Genomic DNA, 18,773 nt, shown 5'->3' on the forward strand with positions numbered 1-18,773 from the left:
TGTTCCCCACCGTCGGTCCTGTCGACAACGGTACGTTTACCGCCCCACATTCCGCGGCCCGCAACTTTGGCGCTCTGGATGTTTCCCGTATCGACCGTGTCACGGCGCGGATGGGCGATGAAATCTTGTCCTACCTGGGTGAAAAACTATCGTCCCAGGACATCGCATTCCTCCATGCGCGAGGAAGCCGAGGCAAGCCCCACCTGGCCGAGTACTGCTTCGATAGCTTGGTCGAATGTCTTTATGAAGGGCCTCCCGGACAGAGCCCGGCAAAGGCGGCGGCTTATTACATTGCCAGGCTGGGGCTGGAGACAGAAATAAGCGCTCTCGCTGGCATGCTTGCGAACGAAGCCTTGGCCAAGGAAGCAAGGGACGGGCTGGAGAACGCGCTCAGGCGCTGCGAAACCATCGCTGACCGGCCCCGTTCGCCGATATCGCTCCATCCCCGGCGGACGGCACCCGCATGGCACCCCCGCCGGAAAACCCCCTCGATGCCCCCCACAGCTACCCGGCCGCCGCCCCATCCCGCTTGTGCCCCGGCCCGCCCGCATGACCGTCCCGGCGCAACCCCCGCCACTGCATGCCCAGTGCAATCACGACGAGCGCGAAGCCCAGGCCGTTGGATACCGGCCCCGGATACACCAGCGCGAATCCCGCCACGATGAACATGGCGCGTTGCAGGGCCGAAGTCTTGACGAGGAGCCAGCCCTGGAAGCCCGCCGCCAACGCGAAGATCCCCGCCGCGGCGGTGAAGGTAACTTCGGCGATTTCCCAGAAGCTCTCGGACGCCAAGGCCTTCGCCGATCCCATCAGCAGCAGGCTTTGCCCACTGGGCGCCAGCACGAAGATGAAGGGCACCAGGAAGGCCGGTACGGTGTATTTCCAGCATTGCATCGTCGTGCGGTAGGGGTCGGCCCCCGTGATGGCCGCCGCCGCGAAGGGCGATAGCGCGGTGGGCGGCGAGACCTCCGACAGCACCGCGTAATAGAAGATGAACATATGCGCCGCATAGTCCGGCACACCCAGCTTGATCAGCGCGGGCGCGGCGATGACGGCGCAGATGATGTACGACGCGGTCACCGGCACGGCCAGCCCGATGATCCACACCACCAGCGAGGTGTAGACGGCGGTGAGCAGCAGCGAGCCGGCAGCGTAGTCGATCACGATGCCGCTGAACTTCAGGCCCAGCCCCGTCAGGGTGACCACGCCGACGATGATGCCCGCGCCCGCGCAGGTGGCGCCCACGCCCAGCATGCCGATCGATCCCGTGCGCAGCGCTTCCACCAGGGGCGAGCGCAGCAGCAGCGGAGCCGCCGGGCCGCGACCGCGGAACAGGTCGTAGGAGATCATCGCCGTGTCGGCGCGCAGGAAGCTGGCCACGAAGGCGACGATGATGGCCCAGAATACCGATAGCACCGGCGAAAACCCGATCAGCATGAACACCACGATGGATATCAGCGACAGGAAGTGGAACCAGTAGTGGCGCGTCAGGTTCCACACCGTATCGACCTTGGCGAACACGGTGCGGCTCATGCCGTACTTGCGTACGTCGATCTCCACCATCAGGAACAGCGCCAGGTAGAACAGCAACGTCGGGATGACCGCCATCAACAGCACGTCCAGGTACGAGATCTTCAGGAACTCGGCGATGATGAAGGCCGCCGCCCCCATGACGGGCGGCGAGATGATGGCGCCCAGTCCGCCGGCCGCCAGCAGGCCGCCGGCGGCGTCGCGCGCATAGCCGACCTTGGCCAGCATGGGCCAGGCCACCGTTCCCAGCGTGACCGTGGTCGCCACGCCCGAGCCGGACGGCCCGCCCAGCAGGAAGGACGCCAGCACCACGGTGCGCCCCGCGCCCGCCGGCTTGCCGCCCATGGCCGAGAACGAAAAGTCGATATAGAAGCGTCCCGCGCCCGACAGCTGCAGGAAGGCGCCGAAGATCGTGAACAGGATGATCAGCGATGACGCGACATCCACCGCCACGCCGAAGATGCCTTCCAGTGTCATGTACATAAAACCGACCAGCCTGGCGATGCTGTAGCCGCGATGCGTCCAGGGGTGCGGCAAGTAGGGGCCCAGGAAGGCATACAGTAGAAAGCAGATGCAGATCACGGGAAGAATCCAGCCTATGGTGCGGCGCATGGCTTCCATGACCAGCAGGATCAACGTGGCGCCGAAGAAGACGTCCAAGGGCTGCGGGCGTGTGTTGCGGTCGGTGAAGTCGTCGCCCCCCATGATCAGGTACACGACGATGGCGATGGCCAGCAGCGCCAGCGCCCAGTCCCATGCCATCACGCGATGCCGGAAGCGCGGCGACACGGGAAACACCACGAAGCACAGGAACAGCACGAAGGCGACGTGCACGGGGCGCAGTATCTGCGTCGGCACGATCGCGTAGGCGGCATACAAGTGGAAGAGCGACATGGCCACTGCCACGACGGCCACGAAGGCACCGAGCGGCCCGGTCAAGCGGTTGGCGGCCCCTTCTTCCTGCTCGATGTATTCCTCGGCCTTGCGCAGCGCCTCGTCATCGACGACGACGGGCGCCTCCGGATGTGCTGCAGTGGTCATTGATGCATCCTCCTGTCGCTGCGCGAGATTCTCCCCGTGGGAGGGCGCGCGCCCTTCGGGCGGCCATGCGCTCGCGGTCATTGGTATACCCCCCTGTCGCCGCGCGACATCCTCCTCATGGGAGGGCGCGCGCCCGTCGGGCGGCCGTGCGGTGATGGATGGCCGCCGGCGGTTCAGTCGACGCCGAAGCCGCGTTCCTTGTAGTACTTGACCGCGCCCGGATGGAAAGGCACCGGCGTGGCGGCGGACTTCTGGTTCTCCAGCTTGAAGTCGGCCGTGTCCTTGTGGACGGCGATCAGCTCGTCGCGGCTTTCGAAGATGGTCTTGACGATGTTGTACGCGGTCTGGTCGGGCATTTTTTCGTTGGCGACCAGGATGTTCATGACGGTGGCCTGTTTATTGTCCTTGTCCATGCCGCGGTACGTGCTCTTGGGAATGGTGTCCTCGACGTACAGATTGCCGTACTTCTTGTTCATCGCCGGAACCAGGTCGGCGTTGTCGATCATCTTCAGCGTCGTGCCCGGCGTATTGGCCAGGTCGGTGACCGCGGCGGTGGGCAGGCCGCCGACCCAGAAGAAGGCGTCGATCTTGTTGTCCTTGATGGCGTTGACCGATTCGGCCACGCTCAGGCGTTCGCGCTTCACGTCCTTGTCCTTGTCCAGGCCGGCCGCCTCCAGCAGCCGGAAGGCCATGACTTCGGTGGCGCTGCCCGGCGCGCCGGTGGACACGCGCTTGCCCTTCAGGTCCGCCATGGTCTCGATGCCCTTGCCCTGCACCGTCACCACGTGCATGCGGTTGGGATACATGATCATCAGCGTGCGCAGCGGCACCTTGCCGCCTTTGAATTTGTCCTGGCCGCGATACGCATCCTGCGCGGCGTCGGACATGCTCATGCCGATATAGGAGGGATCGCCGTCGATCAGCTTCAGGTTGTCGACGGAGCCGCCGGTAACTTCAGCGGTGGCTTCCATGCCGGGAACTTTCTTGGACAACAGGGCGGCGATGCCTCCGCCGATGGGGTAGTACACCCCGCCCGTGCCGCCGGTGGCGATGGAGATGTTCTGCGCATGAGCGGGCGTGAAGGCCAGCGAACCGACGACGACTAGGCACAGCAGCAAGGCAAACCGCACGAACGGGGTTTTCATTGTCTGTCTCCTGGGTAGGCATGAGGGTCCCGTTGGCGCGGGGATGCCTTTTGTATTTCCGGCGCGGGCGGTCGTGTGCGGATGGCCGCACCCTTTGGCGGGCGCTCCGATGACGATCGCGTGGCGTGGCTGTTTGTCGATCCGGCCGATGCGAGCGACACCGGACCGCCCAGGTTTACCCGCCGGGGTGGCGCGCGTCAATCGGGTTTTGCGCGGGCCTGGGTCGGTTTTGGGGGGGCGGGCCGTACCGCCGCGTCGGTGACGGCCTGGTCGTCACGGCCTGAATAGGCGCGCTGTCGGTGTGCTTCAGGGTATTCCCGCTGGAATCCGCCTTTGGACTCCGGCACATAGTCCTTCCATGCCAGATTGGCGCTCATACGAGGGATAGACCATGCATATCGGCTCCAGCTTCCTACCGCACGTCCCCGCGTGGCCTCTCATCCCGGACCCGGCGCGGGCAACCCTTTCCGACGATGGGTCGGTCGCCACGCTGATGGCGTCTGTCGGCGCGCGTGTCGCCAACCCCGAGCCTGGCCAGAAAGCCGCATTGCCACAGCACCTGTGGGTGGAAAATGCGCCCACGGCCAGCGAAGCGGCGTATCGCTGGCTCGAAGGCATGGTGGACGTGCTGAAGGAGCATGGCGCGTACAACATCGCCATCGATAACTATCGGGCGATCTATCCGCAGGCCAGTCACAGGGACGCGGAGAAAATGTTCGCCATCGATCTGGTCCGCGCGATGGTCGATCCCGTCCCTGCGCGTTTCTTGTCGTCGGCGCATGGAAGCGATCACGCGCCCGCCAGGTCCCGCGCGGCCGACGACTATCGCTGGAGGCGCGTCATGAACGTCCTGAAGGACAGCGGCGCCTATGCCGCGGGCCTCGCGCATTACCAGGTATATCGGGTTCAGCGTCTGGCGCAGGCATGCAAGTCTTGGACCGTCTTCTTCAAAAGCCGTGGGATGGACGATGCGAGTATCGAGAAGTTCCTGCCCGAACGCCCGCGGCTGATGAGCTGGGAGAAGGCCAATTCCACTTTCACCGGCCAGCTGATGCGGGTCGGAGACCCCCGGCACCTGTCGGGGCATCTGAACAAGATCCAGCATCCCGCGCCCCGGCTGGGATATCGTTACGCCTGACCGGCCCTGGCCGGTTCCGTCCCCGCGCGATTCTTATCGCCGGGGCGGCTCGTCGGCACAGATGGCCGTCTTCCGACGCATACATCACCAACAACCCGGAGGACGGCCCACGCCCTGGCGTATTCAGAAGCGGATGCGGACGCCCGCCAGGATCGCGCGGTCCGACCGGCTGTCGCCTTCGGCCTGTGCGTAGCGGGCCGTGTCGCCAAACTTGCGGCCGAAGGAAACGCCGACGTAAGGAGCGACTTCCCGGGTGACCTCGTAGCGCAGGCGCAGCGAGAACGTGGCGTCGGACAGGCCGCTGCCGATGTTGCGCCGTGCGTCGTCCTTGCCGTAGGCGTTGGCTTCGACTTCCGGCGCCAGGATCAGCCGCTGGGTGAGCAGCAGATCGTATGTCGCCTTCAGCGCGAGCGCGGTGCGGCCCTCGGTTCCGGCATAGACTGTCAACTCGGTTTCGATGCCGTAGGGCGCGGTACCCTGCAGGCCCAGGCCCATCCATGTGCGTGCCGGCCCGGCGCCGAAGTCGCGGCGGGCGCCCAGCTGCGCGTCCCAGAATGGCGATATGGCGTGGCTCCAGTAGGCTTGCGCCCGGCCGGCCGTATCGCCGCGCGCGTGGTCCCCTTCGCTCTTGAGCCACAGCTTGTCGCGGTCCGTGCCAGCCCAGAATTCGGCGTCCCACCGAAGGCCGTCGCGGTCGTCGCGGTCACGCATGAACTCCAGCTTTTCGATGTCCAGATGCGTGATGATCGCGTCGTCCATCATATGCGGCATGATGCCGTAGGAAGCGTAGGGCTGTGACGTGGTGCCATCGCTGGTGGGCAGCGTGCCGGCGGGCGGCGCGGGCGCCGCGGCCGGTTGCGCCCGTGCCGTGGCCGCGGGCTGCAGGGTGGCCGATACGATGGCCAGCACGGCCGCCGCCCGGCACAGCGATCGCGGCGCGCGGCGGGGTAGGTACCTTGCCCGCGTCATGCGACCACCACCGCGCGGAACATGCCGGCTTCCATGTGATAAAGCAGATGGCAGTGATACGCCCAGTTGCCCCGCGTGTCGGCGCTGACGCGGTAGCTGATGCGCTGCGCGGGGTTCAGGCTGATGGTGTGCTTGCGAACCTGGAAGGCGCCATCCGGCGATTCCATGTCGCTCCAGAGACCGTGCAGGTGAATGGGATGGATCATCATGGTGTCGTTGACCAGCACGAAGCGCACGCGTTCGCCGTGCCGCAGCACGATGGGCCTGGCATCGGTGAAGGCGACACCATTAAATGACCACATATAGCGGTCCATGTTGCCGGTCAGGTGCAGTTCGATTTCGCGCGTGGGATCCACATCGCCGCCCGGTGCGGCAATCGAATGCAGGTCGGCGTAGGTCAGCACCACGCGGCCGTTGTCGCGCAGGCCAGGCCCGGGGTCGTCCAGCCGCGTCGACACGACCTCCGGCAGCATGGCGTTGGACACGCCGCGTTCCGACGCGTAGGGGTGACGGGCTTCGATCATGCCACCGCCCCCATGGCCTTCCTCCGGTGTGCCGTGGTCCATTTTTTCCATGCCCCGGTCCATCTGCATGCCCGGATCCATTTGTGTACTGTCGTCCATCTGCATACCGTGGTCCATTTGCTCGCCGGCGTCCGCCTTCGCCGCCTGGTCCGGCTGCGTGTCATGGCCGCCATGCCCGTCGCCGGACATGTCCATGCCGGCCATGTCGTGGCGCATGCCCATGTCCATCATGGTCAGGGGCTGCACCGGATCCATCGGCGGCACCTCGGCCTGCATGCCGGCGCGCGGCGCCAGCGTGGCGCGCGCGTAGCCCGACCGGTCCATGGATTGGGCGAACAGGGTGTAGGCGCGGTCCTCGCGGGGTTCGACGATGATGTCGTAGGTTTCCGCCACGCCGATACGGAATTCATCCACTTCGACCGGCCGCACCGGCTGGCCGTCGGCGCTGACGACGGTCAGCTTCAGGCCGGGGATGCGGACGTCGAAGTAGGTCATCGCGGATCCATTGATGACGCGCAGCCGTACTCGCTCCCTTGGCCGGAACAAGGCCGTCCAGTTGCCGGCCGGTGTCGCGCCGTTCACCAGATAGGTATACGTGGCGCCTGAGACGTCAGCCAGGTCCGTGGGCCGCATGCGCATGCGTTGCCACATTAGCCGGTCGCGCAGCGCCGGCGTCCAGCCCTCCCGTTCCGCTCGCCGTGCCAGGGACTGCAGCGAGGGCGGGTTCTGGTTGTAGTAGTCCGGCATGGCCTTCAGTTTGTGGAAGACGCGCATCGGATCTTCATCCGTCCAGTCGGACAGCAGCACGGTGTAGTCGCGGTCGGCGCGGATGGGGTCGGTGCCGGCCGGGTCGATGATGAGCGCGCCGTACAGGCCGGTCTGCTCCTGGAAGCCGGAATGACTGTGGTACCAATAGGTTCCGGTCTGGCGCACCGGAAAGCGGTAGGTGAACATGGCACCAGGCGGGATGCCGGCGAAGCTCAGGCCAGGTACGCCGTCCATGGCGGACGGCAACAGGATGCCGTGCCAGTGGATCGAGGTATCGACGCGCAGCCGGTTGCGCACGCGCAGCGTGACGGTGTCGCCTTCGCGCCAGCGCAGGACGGGGCCGGGCAGCAGGCCGTTGACCGTGGTTGCCAGCCGCGGCGTACCCGTGTAGTTCACGGGCGTTTCGGCGATATCCAGCGCGAATTCCGTACCGGACAGCACGGCTTGGCCTGAAAACTGCCCCGCGGCCATGGCGGCTCCTGCCCAGCCCGATGTCCCGGCAACGAGCCCGCCCGTGGCCAGGCCCGTGACGAAGCGGCGCCGGGATCGCGATACAGCGTCGGTCATGTCTATCCTTTGATGCGTACGCCGTATCCTGGAACCTTCCCGCATTGGAAGGTCAAGGCGCTGCGGTAAGCGGCATGCCGTCGACCAGCGGTTCGCACACCGCCAGCAGCCCTGCGTGCAGCAGGCGAACGGCGGACGAGAACTGCTTGCGATGCGGGCAGATCAGGTTGAAGGGCGCGTGTTCTCCGGGCACCTGCGGCAGGATCACTTCCAGCCGGCCCGCGCGCACGTCCGCCGCGACGTCCAGCCAGGACTTGTAGGCGATGCCCTGGCCGGCCACCGCCCAGCGATGAACCGCATCGCCGTCATCGCACAGCAAGGGACCGGATACCGCCACCGTGCACCGGCCGTCGCCATCGCCGAAGCGCCATTTGTCGTACGGGCGGCCATGGAGCATGTAGACCAGGCAGGCATGCGCGGCCAGGTCCTCCACGCTTTGCGGGCGGCCATGGCGGGCCAGGTAGTCCGGGGCGGCCACCAGGACGCGGCGATTGTGCGGGGCCAGCGGCAGGGCGACGAAGCTGGCATCGCCGACGCGGCCGTAGCGCAGCGCCACGTCCACCGGATCGCGAAAGACATCCGCGACCTGGTCGGACAGGTACAGCCGCAGCACCAGGGCGGGGTGCTGCTGGCGAAAGCCTGTCAGCCAGGGCAGGATCACGTTGCGCCCGATGTCCGAGGGCGCGGCGATCAGCAGCGTGCCACGCAGCGCGGTATCGCAGGGCTGCAGGCGCTCGCCGCCTTCGCGCAGCGTGTCCAGCGCGCCGATCGCGTAGGGCAGGTATTGCTCGCCTTCCGCCGTCAGGCGCAGGCTGCGCGTGGAGCGCGCGAACAGGCGTATGCCCAGTTCCGCTTCCAGCCGCTTGATGGCCGCGCTGACCTGGCCGGGCAGCAGGTCGACTTCGCGTGCCGCGTGCGAAAAACTGCCCAGCGCCGCGGCGCGTACGAAGAGGGTCAGGTCGTCCAGGCGGATCATGTTTCCATGCATGTGCAAGCGTAGTCGCATTGTGCCGCGTTTCGGCGGGGACCGCTCCACCGCGGGCTGATCCGAGTTATCGTCTCGAGTTGTACCGTCCGAGCGAAATCCCCGGTGTCCCCAGCGTCCCCGCCATCCCTTCCCCCCGGCCTGATCGTCATCCACAGCAACCTGTCGGAGTCGCTGCGCGACGTGCTGGTGGGCTGGATGCGCGCCCACCCGCTGGGCCCGCTGGAGCGCGAAGTGGTGCTGGTGCAAAGCAGCGGCATCGCGCAATGGCTGAAGCTGGCGCTGGCCGCCGATGCCCGGGACGGGGCCGCGGGCGGCGGAGCGGGCATCGCCGCCGCCTTCGAGTTCCTGCTGCCGTCGCGCTTCCTGTGGCGTGCCTACCGTGCGGTGCTGGGCGCCGCGGCCGTGCCGGAAGTGTCGCCCTTCGACAAGCCGCGCTTGATGTGGCGCCTGCTGCGCCTGCTGCCGGAAGTGATGGACCAGCCGGTGTACGCGCCCTTGCGGCGCTTCCTGCGCGACGACGCGGATTGCCGCAAGCGCTATCAGCTGGCCGAGCGGCTGGCGGACGTGTTCGACCAGTACCAGGTGTACCGCGCCGACTGGCTGGCCGCATGGGCCGCCGGCCACGATACCTTGCCGCGCGACGGCGGCGCGGACCTTCCTCTGCCGCCCTCGCAGCGCTGGCAGGCGGCGCTGTGGCGCGCCGTCCTGGATGACGTCAAGGCGATGGCCGCGCCGATCGGCGCGGCGCCGTCCTCGGACGGCCGGGCCGCCGTGCACGATGCCTTCCTGCGCCGCGCCGCGGATTTGCCGGACGATGTGCCGGTGCCTGGCCTGCCGCGCCGGCTGATCGTGTTCGGCATCTCGACGCTGCCGCGCCAGTCGCTGGAGGTGCTGGCGGTGCTGTCGCGCTGGACCCAGGTGCTGATGTGCGTGAACAACCCCTGCGAGCACTACTGGGCCGACATCATCGAGGGCAAGGACTTGCTGCGCGCCGCGCATGCGCGGCAGCAGCGCCGCCGGGGCAGCCCGGCGCGCATCGCCGATGACGAATTGCACCTGCACGCGCATCCGCTGCTGGCGGCCTGGGGCAAGCAGGGCCGGGATTTCATCGGCCTGCTGGACGAGCATGACAACGCCGACGCGCGCGAACGGCTGGCCGCGGCCCTGGGCGGGCAGGCGCGCCGCCTGGACCTGTTCGAGCCGGCGGGCGACGATACGCTGCTGCGCCAGCTGCAGGACGACATCCGCGACCTGCGGCCGCTGCGCGAGACCCGCGCGCGCTGGTCCGCCGTGGATACCGGCCGCGATGCGTCCATCCGCTTTCATGTCGCGCACAGCCGCCAGCGCGAGGTTGAAGTCCTGCACGACCAGCTTCTGGCGGCCTTCGACCAGGACGCCACGCTGCGGCCGCGCGATGTCATCGTGATGGTGCCGGACATCGAGGCCTACGCCCCGCACATCCAGGCGGTATTCGGCCTGCATGACGGCGACGATCCGCGCGCCATTCCGTACACCATCGCCGACCGCGTCAAGCGCCACGCCGATCCCCTGCTGCACGCGCTGGAACAGCTGCTGCAGCTGTCGCGGGCGCGTTTCTCGGTCAGCGAATTCATGGACCTGCTGGAAGTGCCGGCGGTGCGCGATCGCTTCGGCATCGCCGAAGACCAGCTGCCGCTGCTGCACGCCTGGATACGCGGCGCCAATATCCGTTGGGGGCTGCACGATGCGCAGCGGCAGGCGCTGGGCCTGCCGTCCAGCGGCACGCCGGCCGCGCAGAACAGCTGGCTGTTTGGGCTGCGCCGCATGCTGCTGGGCTACGCGGTGGGCGGGCGCGCGACGAACTGGCAGGGCATCGAACCCTATGACGATATCGGCGGCCTGGACGCGGCGCTGCTGGGGCCCCTGGTCGCCATGGTGGAAAGCCTGGAACGCACCTGGCTGGAGATGTCGTCGCCGGCCGCGCCGGCGGTGTGGGGCGAACGGCTGGCGGCGCTGCTGGAGCGCTTTTTCCTGCCCGGCGAAAGCACCGATGCCTATACGGTCCAGCAGTTGAATACGGCGCTGCGCGAATGGCTGGACGTATGCGCCGAAGCCGGGCTGGTCGAAGCGCTGCCGCTGTCCGTGGTCGCGGAGCATTGGTTGGCGCGCCTGGACGAGGGCGGCTTGTCGCAGCGTTTTTTCGGCGGAGCGGTGACGTTCGCCACGCTGATGCCGATGCGGGCCATCCCGTTTCGCATCGTGTGCCTGCTGGGCATGAACGACGGCGAGTATCCGCGCATCCGCACGCCCATGGATTTCGATTTGATGGCCTACGACTACCGGCCGGGCGACCGCTCGCGGCGCGAGGACGACCGCTATCTGTTCCTGGAAGCCTTGCTGTCGGCGCGCGACCGCCTGCTGGTTTCCTGGGTGGGGCGCAGCGTGCGCGACAACACGCCGCGGCCACCCTCGGTGCTGGTCGGGCAACTGCGCGATCATCTGGCGGCCGGCTGGCGGCTGGCACGCGAAGGGGCGGCCGATGCCGGCGCACCCTCTCCGGATGCCGATGCCGCGTCGACGGTTGCCGGCGCGTCCGGCCACGCGGCGGCGATGCCGCGGCCCGACGAGGCGCTGCTGGCCGCCTTGACGACCGAACATCGGCTGCAACCGTTCAGCCCCGCGTATTTTTCCGATCCGTCCTCCGGCCTGTTCACCTACGCCCGCGAATGGCGCGGCGGCGCAGGCCGCGTGGGCGCCATGCAGCCGCTGCCGCCGCTGGTCCGCGAAGAGCCCTTGACGCTGCGCGAGCTGGCGGACTTCGTGCGGGCGCCCGTGGACGCCTTTTTCAAGCAGCGATTGCAGGTCAGCTTCGTATTGGAGGATGCCGCCACCGAGGACGTCGAGCCTTTCGTGCCCGATGCGCTGGAACAATGGCAGTTGCAGGATGCCTTGATCCGCGCGCAGTCGCGGGCGCTGGAAACCGGCGCCGACTTCCAGGCCAGCCGTGAGGCCGAGGTGGCGCGGATCGGCCGCGCCGGCATGCTGCCCGATGGCGCGTTCGGCGCGCTGACCGCGGAAGACCTGATCGCGCCGCTGGACGATATGGCCGAACGCTACGGCAAGGCCCTGGCACGCTGGCCGCACGCGATCACGCAGGAATTTCCCGTGCTGGTCCCCGCCGCCGGCGGCGCGCCCGCCCTGGAAGACAGCCTGGCCGCCTTCCGCCGCGATGACGATGGGCAGCGCTGCCGCCTGCTGGTCGACAGCAGCAGCCTGATCCCCAAGGGAAAGTACCGGGCCGCGCGCGTGGTGCCGCACTGGGTGGCGCACGTGGCCGCCCAGCTGGCGGGCGAGCCGGTCACCACGGTGGTGGTCAGCAAGGCCGGCGACGTGGTGTTTCCGCCGCTGAAGCGGCGCGAGGCGATGCGCTGCATGCGCGTCTGGATGGATGGCTGGCAGGCCGGGATGTCGCGTCCCTTACCGCTGGCGCCCGCCGCGGCCTTCGAATGGCTGACGCGCCATCCGGCGCCGCCGCCCGACGATCTGGCGGATGATGACGTCGCGCCCGCCTGGGATGGCCCCGGCGAAGGCGGCATTCCCGCGCTGCTGGAGGCGCCTGCCGGACAGGCCGCGCGCAAGGTATACGAAGGCGCGGCGGAACAGCGCGGCGAAGTCGACGGCAGCCCTTACCTGCAAGCGGTGTATCCCGACTTCGCGTCCTTGACCCACAGCGGCGAGTTCTTCGCGCTGGCGCAGGGCTGGCTGCGCGTCATGCGCGCTTCCTTGTACGCCGACCGCAATAAGGGCAAGCCCACGCCGGACGGCCAGGAGACCGACCATGCCTGAATCCGGCCGCATCGCACCGCCGCCACCCGCCAGGCAGGACCCGTCCGCCACGCCGCTGGACGTGCTGCGCTTCCCACTGCATGGCAGCCGGCTGATCGAGGCCAGCGCCGGGACGGGCAAGACCTTCACCATCGCGACCTTGTACGTGCGGCTGGTGCTGGGGCATGGCGCGGACGCCGGCTTCGAGCGCCCCCTGATGCCGCCGCAGATCCTGGTCGTCACCTTCACCGAGGCGGCCACGCAGGAGCTGCGCGATCGCATCCGTGCCAGGCTGGCGGAGGCCGCCGCCTACTTCCTGGACGATCCGGCCGCCGTGGCCGAACGACCGCCAGGCCAGGATACGCTGCACGACCTGCGCGCCGACTATCCCCCCGAAAGCTGGGCGGCCTGCGCGCGCAAGCTGCAGCTGGCGGTGGAATGGATGGACGAAGCCGCGGTGTCCACCATCCACGGCTGGTGCAATCGCATGCTGCGCGAGCATGCCTTCGACAGCAACAGCCTGTTCCAGCAGACCCTGGAACAGAACACCGCGCCGCTGATGGCGGAAGTGGTGCGCGATTACTGGCGCGCGCACATCGCCCCCCTGGACGCGATATCCGCCGCGGAGGTCCGCGCCTGGTGGCCGGGTCCGGATGAACTGCAAGCGCAACTGATGCCCGTGCTGCGCTTCGCCCCGGAATTGAAGGCGCCCGGCAGGGCTGGCATGGCCGATGGACTGGACGATGCCGACATCGTCGGCGATGCGGCCCGCATAGAGACCACGCGCAACGCCGTCACGGCGCCGGACGCCACGGGCGCCGCGCCTGCCGCCGGCTCCCCCTGCGACCTGCTGCGTGCCACCCGCGAGCATCGCCTGGGCGTGCTGGGCGAACTCAAGAGACCTTGGCAGGACTGGCTGCCTGAATTGCGCCAGCTCTTCGACGACGGCGTGGCCGGCAAGCGCGTCAATGGCCGGCAGATCCAGGCGCGCTATTACCTGGCCTGGCTGGAGAACCTGCGCGCCTGGTGCGAGGACCCGGATGCCCGCGTCCCGCAGCTGACGGACACCGCCTGGCTGCGCCTGGGCCCGGGCCTGAACGAAGCGTGGAAGGGGGATCCGCCCGATCACCCCGCGTTCGCCGCGTTGGCCGAATTGCGCCAGCAGACGCAAGCCTTGCCGGAGGCCCGGCACGATGTGCTGCGCCATGCCGCCGACTGGGTCAGCCGCCGCTTCGCCGGCGAGCAGGCACAGCGCGCGCAAATGAGCTTCGATGCCCTGCTGGACCAGCTGGACGCCGCACTGGCCGGCCCCAGCGGCGCCACGCTGGCCGACACGCTGCGCAAGCAGTTTCCCGTGGCGCTGATCGACGAGTTCCAGGACACCGATCCCGTCCAGTACCGGATCTTCGATGCCGTGTACCGCGTGGCGGACAACGCTGGCGACAGCGCCCTGATCCTGATCGGCGATCCCAAGCAGGCGATCTACGGTTTCCGCGGCGCGGATATCTACACCTATCTGCGCGCGCGCGCCGCGGTGGACGGCCGCCTGTACGTACTGGGCAGGAACTTCCGTTCCACCCGCCCGATGGTGGACGCGGTGAACCATTGCTTTCTGGCGGCCGAGCGCCGGCAGGAAGGAGAGGGCGCTTTCCTGTTCCGCCGCGCCGGCGGCAACCCCGTGCCATTCATTCCCGTCCAGGCCAACGACCGCCCGGACCGCCTCGTGGTGGCGGATGCCGCTGCTCCCGCCCTGACGCTGTGGTGGCTGCCGCGGCCGGAGGACGGCAAGTCCATGGGCGCGGGCGCCTATGTCGAGACCATGGCCGACGCATGTGCCGGCGAGATCGCGCGGCTGTTGACGCTAAGCCAGCAAGGCCGTGCCGGCTTCGTGCCGCGCGACGCCGCGGCGGTGCCGGCGGCCGCGGCCACCATGCCGGTACCGCCGCGTCCCGCGCCGTCCGGGGCGGCCGGGCCCTCGCTGGGCAGGGTGCCGTTGCATCCGGCGGATATCGCCGTCCTGGTCGATACCGGCCGGCAGGCCCGCGCCGTTCGCCGCGCCTTGTCGCGGCGCGGCGTGCGCAGCGTGTATCTGTCGGAGCGGCAATCCGTCTTCGCCAGCGCGCAGGCCGGTGAAATCGAATTCTGGCTGCGTGCCTGCGCGGAGCCGGACGATCCGCGCGCCTTGCGCGCGGCCCTGGCCACGCCCACGCTGGGCGTGCCGTGGCAGGACCTGGACCGCGTCGGCCACGACGAACTGGAATGGGAGGCGCGCGTCCAGCAGTTTCGCGGCTATGCCCGCCTATGGCGCGAAAAAGGCGTGCTGCCCATGCTGCGGCGGCTGCTGGACGACTTCGGCGTGCCCGCCCGCCAGTTGGCCGGCGCGGAGGACGCCAGCCAGGCGGGCAGCGACGGCGAACGCGTGATGACCGACATCCTGCACATCGCGGAACTGCTGCAGCAGGCCAGCGCGCAACTGGACGGCGAACACGCGCTGCTGCGCCATCTGGCGGAGATGCGGCACGCGGCCGGCCAGGGCGATGAAAACGACGCCCTGACCATCCGCCTGGAAAGCGATGCCGACCTGGTGCGCGTGATCACGGTCCACAAATCCAAGGGCCTGGAATACCCCCTGGTATTCCTGCCCTATGCCGCGGCCTTTCGTCCGGTCAGGCAGGATGCCGTGCCGCTGTCCTGGCACGACGAGCAGGGCCAGTTGAAGGTCTCGCTGGTGCCCGATGCCGCCGGCCATGTCCGCGCGGACCGCGAACGCCTGGGCGAGGACCTGCGCAAGCTGTACGTCGCGCTGACGCGGGCCCGCTATGCCGCCTGGGTTGGCGTGGCGCCGGTCGCGAATCTGGAGGCCAGCGCCCTGGGCTACCTGATCGGGCAGGGGTTGACGCCGGGCGAGCCGTCGCTGCCCGATGTCCTGGAGACCTTTCGCGCCGGCCATGCCGATATCGCGCTGGGAGAAGCACCGGCACCGTTCGACATCCGCTATCGCGCCGATACCGCGGCCGTGCCCGCCGGCCGCGCCCGTACGATGCGCCGCGCGGTGCGCGACCCGTGGTGGATCGCCAGCTATTCCTCGCTGCGTACCGCGCGGCCCGGCAGCGCGATCGAAGCGGAACCCGAAACGGCGCGCGAAGATGTCTTCCTGGAAGCCGCCGGCTCCGATGCCGCGTCCGAGGCCGGCGGTGATGCGGGCGAGGCGCTCGCGCGGCCGCTCGCCCGCGCGCCGACCCTGGCGGGCGGGCTGGAGGGCGGTGGCCTGCTGCATGCCTTCCCCGCGGGCGCCCAGGCCGGGACGTTTTTTCATGAACTGCTGGAATGGGCGGCCGCCCAGGGTTTCGCCGCCATCGCCGGCCAGCCGGAGGTCGTGCGCGACGCGGTCGCGCGCCGCTGCCAGGTGCGCAACTGGTCGGCCTGGACGGACGGCCTGACAGCCTGGCTGATGGATGCGGTGACGCGGTCCATGTCGCTGCCCGACATGCCCGGGGGCCCGGTCGCCCCCGTGGCGCTGGCTGGCGTGGGCGACTACATCGCCGAAATGGAATTCTGGCTGGGTGCCGACAACGTGGACGTGGCACTGCTGGACCGCATCGTGCGCGCCCATACCCTGGACCGCGCCGAGCGGCCCGTCCTGGAGCCCGCGCGCATCAACGGCATGCTCAAGGGCTTCATCGACCTGGTGTTCGAACACCAGGGCCGCTATTACGTGCTGGATTACAAATCCAATCGCCTGGGCAACGACGATACGGCCTACACGCAAGCAGCGATGCGCGACGCCATCCTGGGCCACCGCTACGAACTGCAATACGCGCTGTACCTGTTCGCCCTGCATCGCCTGCTGCGCGCGCGGCTGCCCGATTACGACTACGACCGGCACGTCGGCGGCGCCGCCTATGTGTTCCTGCGCGGCACGCACTCCGCGCAGGGTGGCGTATTCGCCGAACGCCCGCCGGTCGAAATGATGCATGCGCTGGATCGCCTGTTCGCCACCGCGCACGCGCGCAAGGAGGCCGCCTGATGTTCCTGTCCGAGACCGACGATACGCGGGGCGGCACCGGCGGCGAGCGGGGCGCGCAAGCCGCGCGGGATGCCGCCGGCATCCACGGCGGCCGCATCGATGCCCACGCCGCGGCGGCGCGACGCGAGCTGCTGGACCTGATGGACGCGTGGGCGGCGCATGCCTGGATACGGCCGCTGGACGTCGTCTTCGCCCGCTTCCTGTGGGACGAGGTGCCCGAGGCGCCGCCGCTGGCCATCCTGGGCGCGCTGCTGGCCAGCCATCAACTGGCGCACGGCCATGCCTGCCTGGACCTGGGCGCGGCCCTGGAAGACCCGGAGATGACGCTGGCGCTGCCCCCCGAAGGCGCGGACCTGCCGGCATCCGGGGTGCCGCTGCGCTCGCCGGCAGCCCTGCTGGCCCACGTGTCGCTGGCGCGCTGGCAGGCGGCGCTGGACGTTCCCGAGCTGGTGGGGCGCGGGGCGGGCGGCACACCCTTGGTGCTGGTGGAGCGCCGCCTGTACCTGCGGCGGTGCTGGCAATACGAGCAGGACATCAACGCGGGAATCTCCGCGCGGCTGGCCCGCAATCCCGATCTGCAGGCAGCCCTGCCGCCGGCCCGCCTGCGCGGCATGCTGGACGCCTTGTTTCCCGCCGGCGCGGGCGCAGGCGGCGTCGCGGCGGACATCGATTGGCAGAAGATCGCCTGCGCCACGGCCGCGCGCAGCGCATTCACCATCATCACGGGCGGCCCGGGTACCGGCAAGACCACCACGGTGGTCAAGGTGCTGGCCGTTCTGCAGGCGTTGGCGCTGCAAGGCATCGGGGCGGCCGACGCCCATGCCGCCGTGCCGGGCGTGGACGGCCGCACGCCGGCCCCGGACCGGCGGCCCCTGCGCATCCGGCTGGCCGCGCCCACCGGCAAGGCGGCGGCGCGCCTGAGCGAGTCCATCGCCGGTGCCGTATCGCGGCTGCCGGTCACCGATCTGCCGGCCAGTGAAGCCGTGCGCCAGGCCATCCCCACCAGCGTGTCCACCTTGCACCGTCTGCTGGGCAGCCGGCCCGGATCGCGCAAGTTCCGCCACGATGCCGAGCATCCGCTGGCGCTGGATGTGCTGGTGGTCGACGAGGCATCGATGATCGACCTGGAGACCATGGCGGCCCTGCTGCAGGCCCTGCCGCCGCGCGGGCGGCTCATCCTGCTGGGAGACAAGGACCAGCTGGCGTCGGTGGAGGCCGGCGCCGTGCTGTCGGACCTGTGCCGCGACGCGCGGGCCGGGCGCTATACGCCGGCCACCCGCGACTGGCTGGCGCAGGTCAGCGGCGAGCGCATCGGCGAAGACCTGCTGGATAGCGAAGGCACGGCGCTGGACCAGGCCATCGTCATGCTGCGCCACAGCCACCGTTTTGCCGCCGACAGCGGCATCGGCCGCCTGGCCGCCGCCATCAATGCGGGCAACCGGCAGGCGGTGGCGCGATTCTGGCGCCAGCCCCATGCCGGCGTGACGCGTCTGGCGGGACGCGAGTGCGAACGCGACTTCGCCGCGCTGGTCCTGGACGGCCAGGCGCGCACGGAGCTGGAGCTGGCCATGATGGGCGGCATGCCGGATGCCCCCGCCGTCGATGCGCCCGGCGATGCCGCGCACGATCGCGGCCCGCACGGCTATGCCCGGTATCTGCGCCTGATGCACGCGCGCCGGCCCGCGCCCGGCGCCGTCCAGGAAGACCTGGACGAATGGGCGCGCCAGGTCCTGCGGGCGCACGGCGCCTTCCAGCTGTTGACGACGCTGCGCCACGGCCTGTGGGGCGTGGACGGCCTGAACCGCCGCGTGGCGCGCCTGTTGCGCGAGCATGGGATGATCGACGCCACGGAGGGCTGGTATGCCGGCCGCCCCGTGCTGGTGACGCGCAACGACTACGCGCTGGGGCTGATGAACGGCGACATCGGCATCACCCTGGCGCTGCCCGCGCGCGACGGCGTGGCCGCCGTGCTGCGCGTGGCCTTCCCCATGACGGACGGCAGCGGCCGCATCAAGTGGGTACTGCCCAGCCGCCTGCAGGCCGTCGAAACCGTGTTCGCCCTGACCGTGCACAAATCGCAGGGGTCGGAATTCGACCACGCCGCCGTGGTCCTGCCCGAGCGGCTCAGTCCCATCCTGACCCGCGAGCTGCTCTATACGGGCATCACGCGCGCCCGTGCCTTCCTGACGCTGCTCAGTCCAGGCGGCGACCAGGTGCTGGAACAAGGGATCGCGCGCCAGGTGCGGCGCGCCAGCGGCCTGCTGGCATAGGC

General features: G+C 69.2%; 9 protein-coding genes. 4 read left to right on the forward strand and 5 right to left on the reverse strand.

Annotation, left to right across the window (positions count from 1 at the left end; translation table 11 throughout):
- Positions 1-504: 504 nt before the first annotated feature.
- Together AKI39_RS01305 and AKI39_RS01310 are read right to left on the reverse strand one after the other, a co-directional pair.
- Complete coding sequence (locus AKI39_RS01305) at positions 505-2,571, reverse strand: TRAP transporter permease (RefSeq protein WP_066631731.1); 2,067 nt, start codon at positions 2,569-2,571, stop codon at positions 505-507.
- A 173-nt stretch (positions 2,572-2,744) separates the two neighbouring features.
- Positions 2,745-3,716 (reverse strand): TAXI family TRAP transporter solute-binding subunit, encoded by a 972-nt coding sequence (locus AKI39_RS01310; protein ID WP_066631732.1) that lies wholly within the window; start codon positions 3,714-3,716, stop codon positions 2,745-2,747.
- 391 nt (positions 3,717-4,107) lie between these two features.
- On the opposite strand from AKI39_RS01310, the gene AKI39_RS01315 reads away from it, so the two are divergent.
- Positions 4,108-4,854: a hypothetical protein gene (locus tag AKI39_RS01315; protein WP_066631733.1), complete on the forward strand. Its 747-nt coding sequence runs from the start codon at positions 4,108-4,110 to the stop codon at positions 4,852-4,854.
- Positions 4,855-4,977: 123 nt separating this feature from the next.
- Here AKI39_RS01315 and AKI39_RS01320 read toward each other — a convergent pair whose 3' ends face one another.
- Genes AKI39_RS01320 through AKI39_RS01330 form a run of 3 tightly spaced genes read right to left on the reverse strand, consistent with a single transcriptional unit; the run spans position 4,978 to position 8,658 of the window.
- Complete coding sequence (locus AKI39_RS01320; protein WP_066631735.1) at positions 4,978-5,823, reverse strand: copper resistance protein B; 846 nt, start codon at positions 5,821-5,823, stop codon at positions 4,978-4,980.
- Positions 5,820-7,682 carry a copper resistance system multicopper oxidase gene (locus AKI39_RS01325; protein WP_066631737.1) on the reverse strand — a complete coding sequence of 621 codons (1,863 nt, stop codon included), beginning with the start codon at positions 7,680-7,682 and terminating at the stop codon, positions 5,820-5,822. Before AKI39_RS01325 ends, AKI39_RS01320 begins: the two co-directional genes overlap by 4 nt.
- A gap of 52 nt (positions 7,683-7,734) precedes the next feature.
- The gene (locus AKI39_RS01330; protein ID WP_066631739.1) at positions 7,735-8,658 is read right to left on the reverse strand and encodes a LysR family transcriptional regulator; all 924 of its coding nucleotides are present in this window, start codon (positions 8,656-8,658) and stop codon (positions 7,735-7,737) included.
- 114 nt (positions 8,659-8,772) lie between these two features.
- On the opposite strand from AKI39_RS01330, the gene recC reads away from it, so the two are divergent.
- The 3 genes from recC to recD are packed head-to-tail and all read left to right on the forward strand — an operon-like array spanning position 8,773 to position 18,771.
- Positions 8,773-12,495, forward strand: a complete 3,723-nt coding sequence (recC, locus tag AKI39_RS01335) for an exodeoxyribonuclease V subunit gamma (RefSeq protein WP_066631744.1) — start codon at positions 8,773-8,775, stop codon at positions 12,493-12,495.
- Positions 12,488-16,501: an exodeoxyribonuclease V subunit beta gene (recB, locus tag AKI39_RS01340; protein ID WP_083228566.1), complete on the forward strand. Its 4,014-nt coding sequence runs from the start codon at positions 12,488-12,490 to the stop codon at positions 16,499-16,501. Before recC ends, recB begins: the two co-directional genes overlap by 8 nt.
- On the forward strand, positions 16,501-18,771 hold the full coding sequence (gene recD, locus AKI39_RS01345; RefSeq protein ID WP_083228567.1) for an exodeoxyribonuclease V subunit alpha: 2,271 nt from the start codon (positions 16,501-16,503) through the stop codon (positions 18,769-18,771). The genes recB and recD overlap by 1 nt, the downstream gene beginning before the upstream one ends.
- The last annotated feature ends 2 nt before the right edge of the window (positions 18,772-18,773 follow it).

This window comes from Bordetella sp. H567 (assembly GCF_001704295.1).
Taxonomy (GTDB): Bacteria; Pseudomonadota; Gammaproteobacteria; order Burkholderiales; family Burkholderiaceae_B; genus Bordetella_C.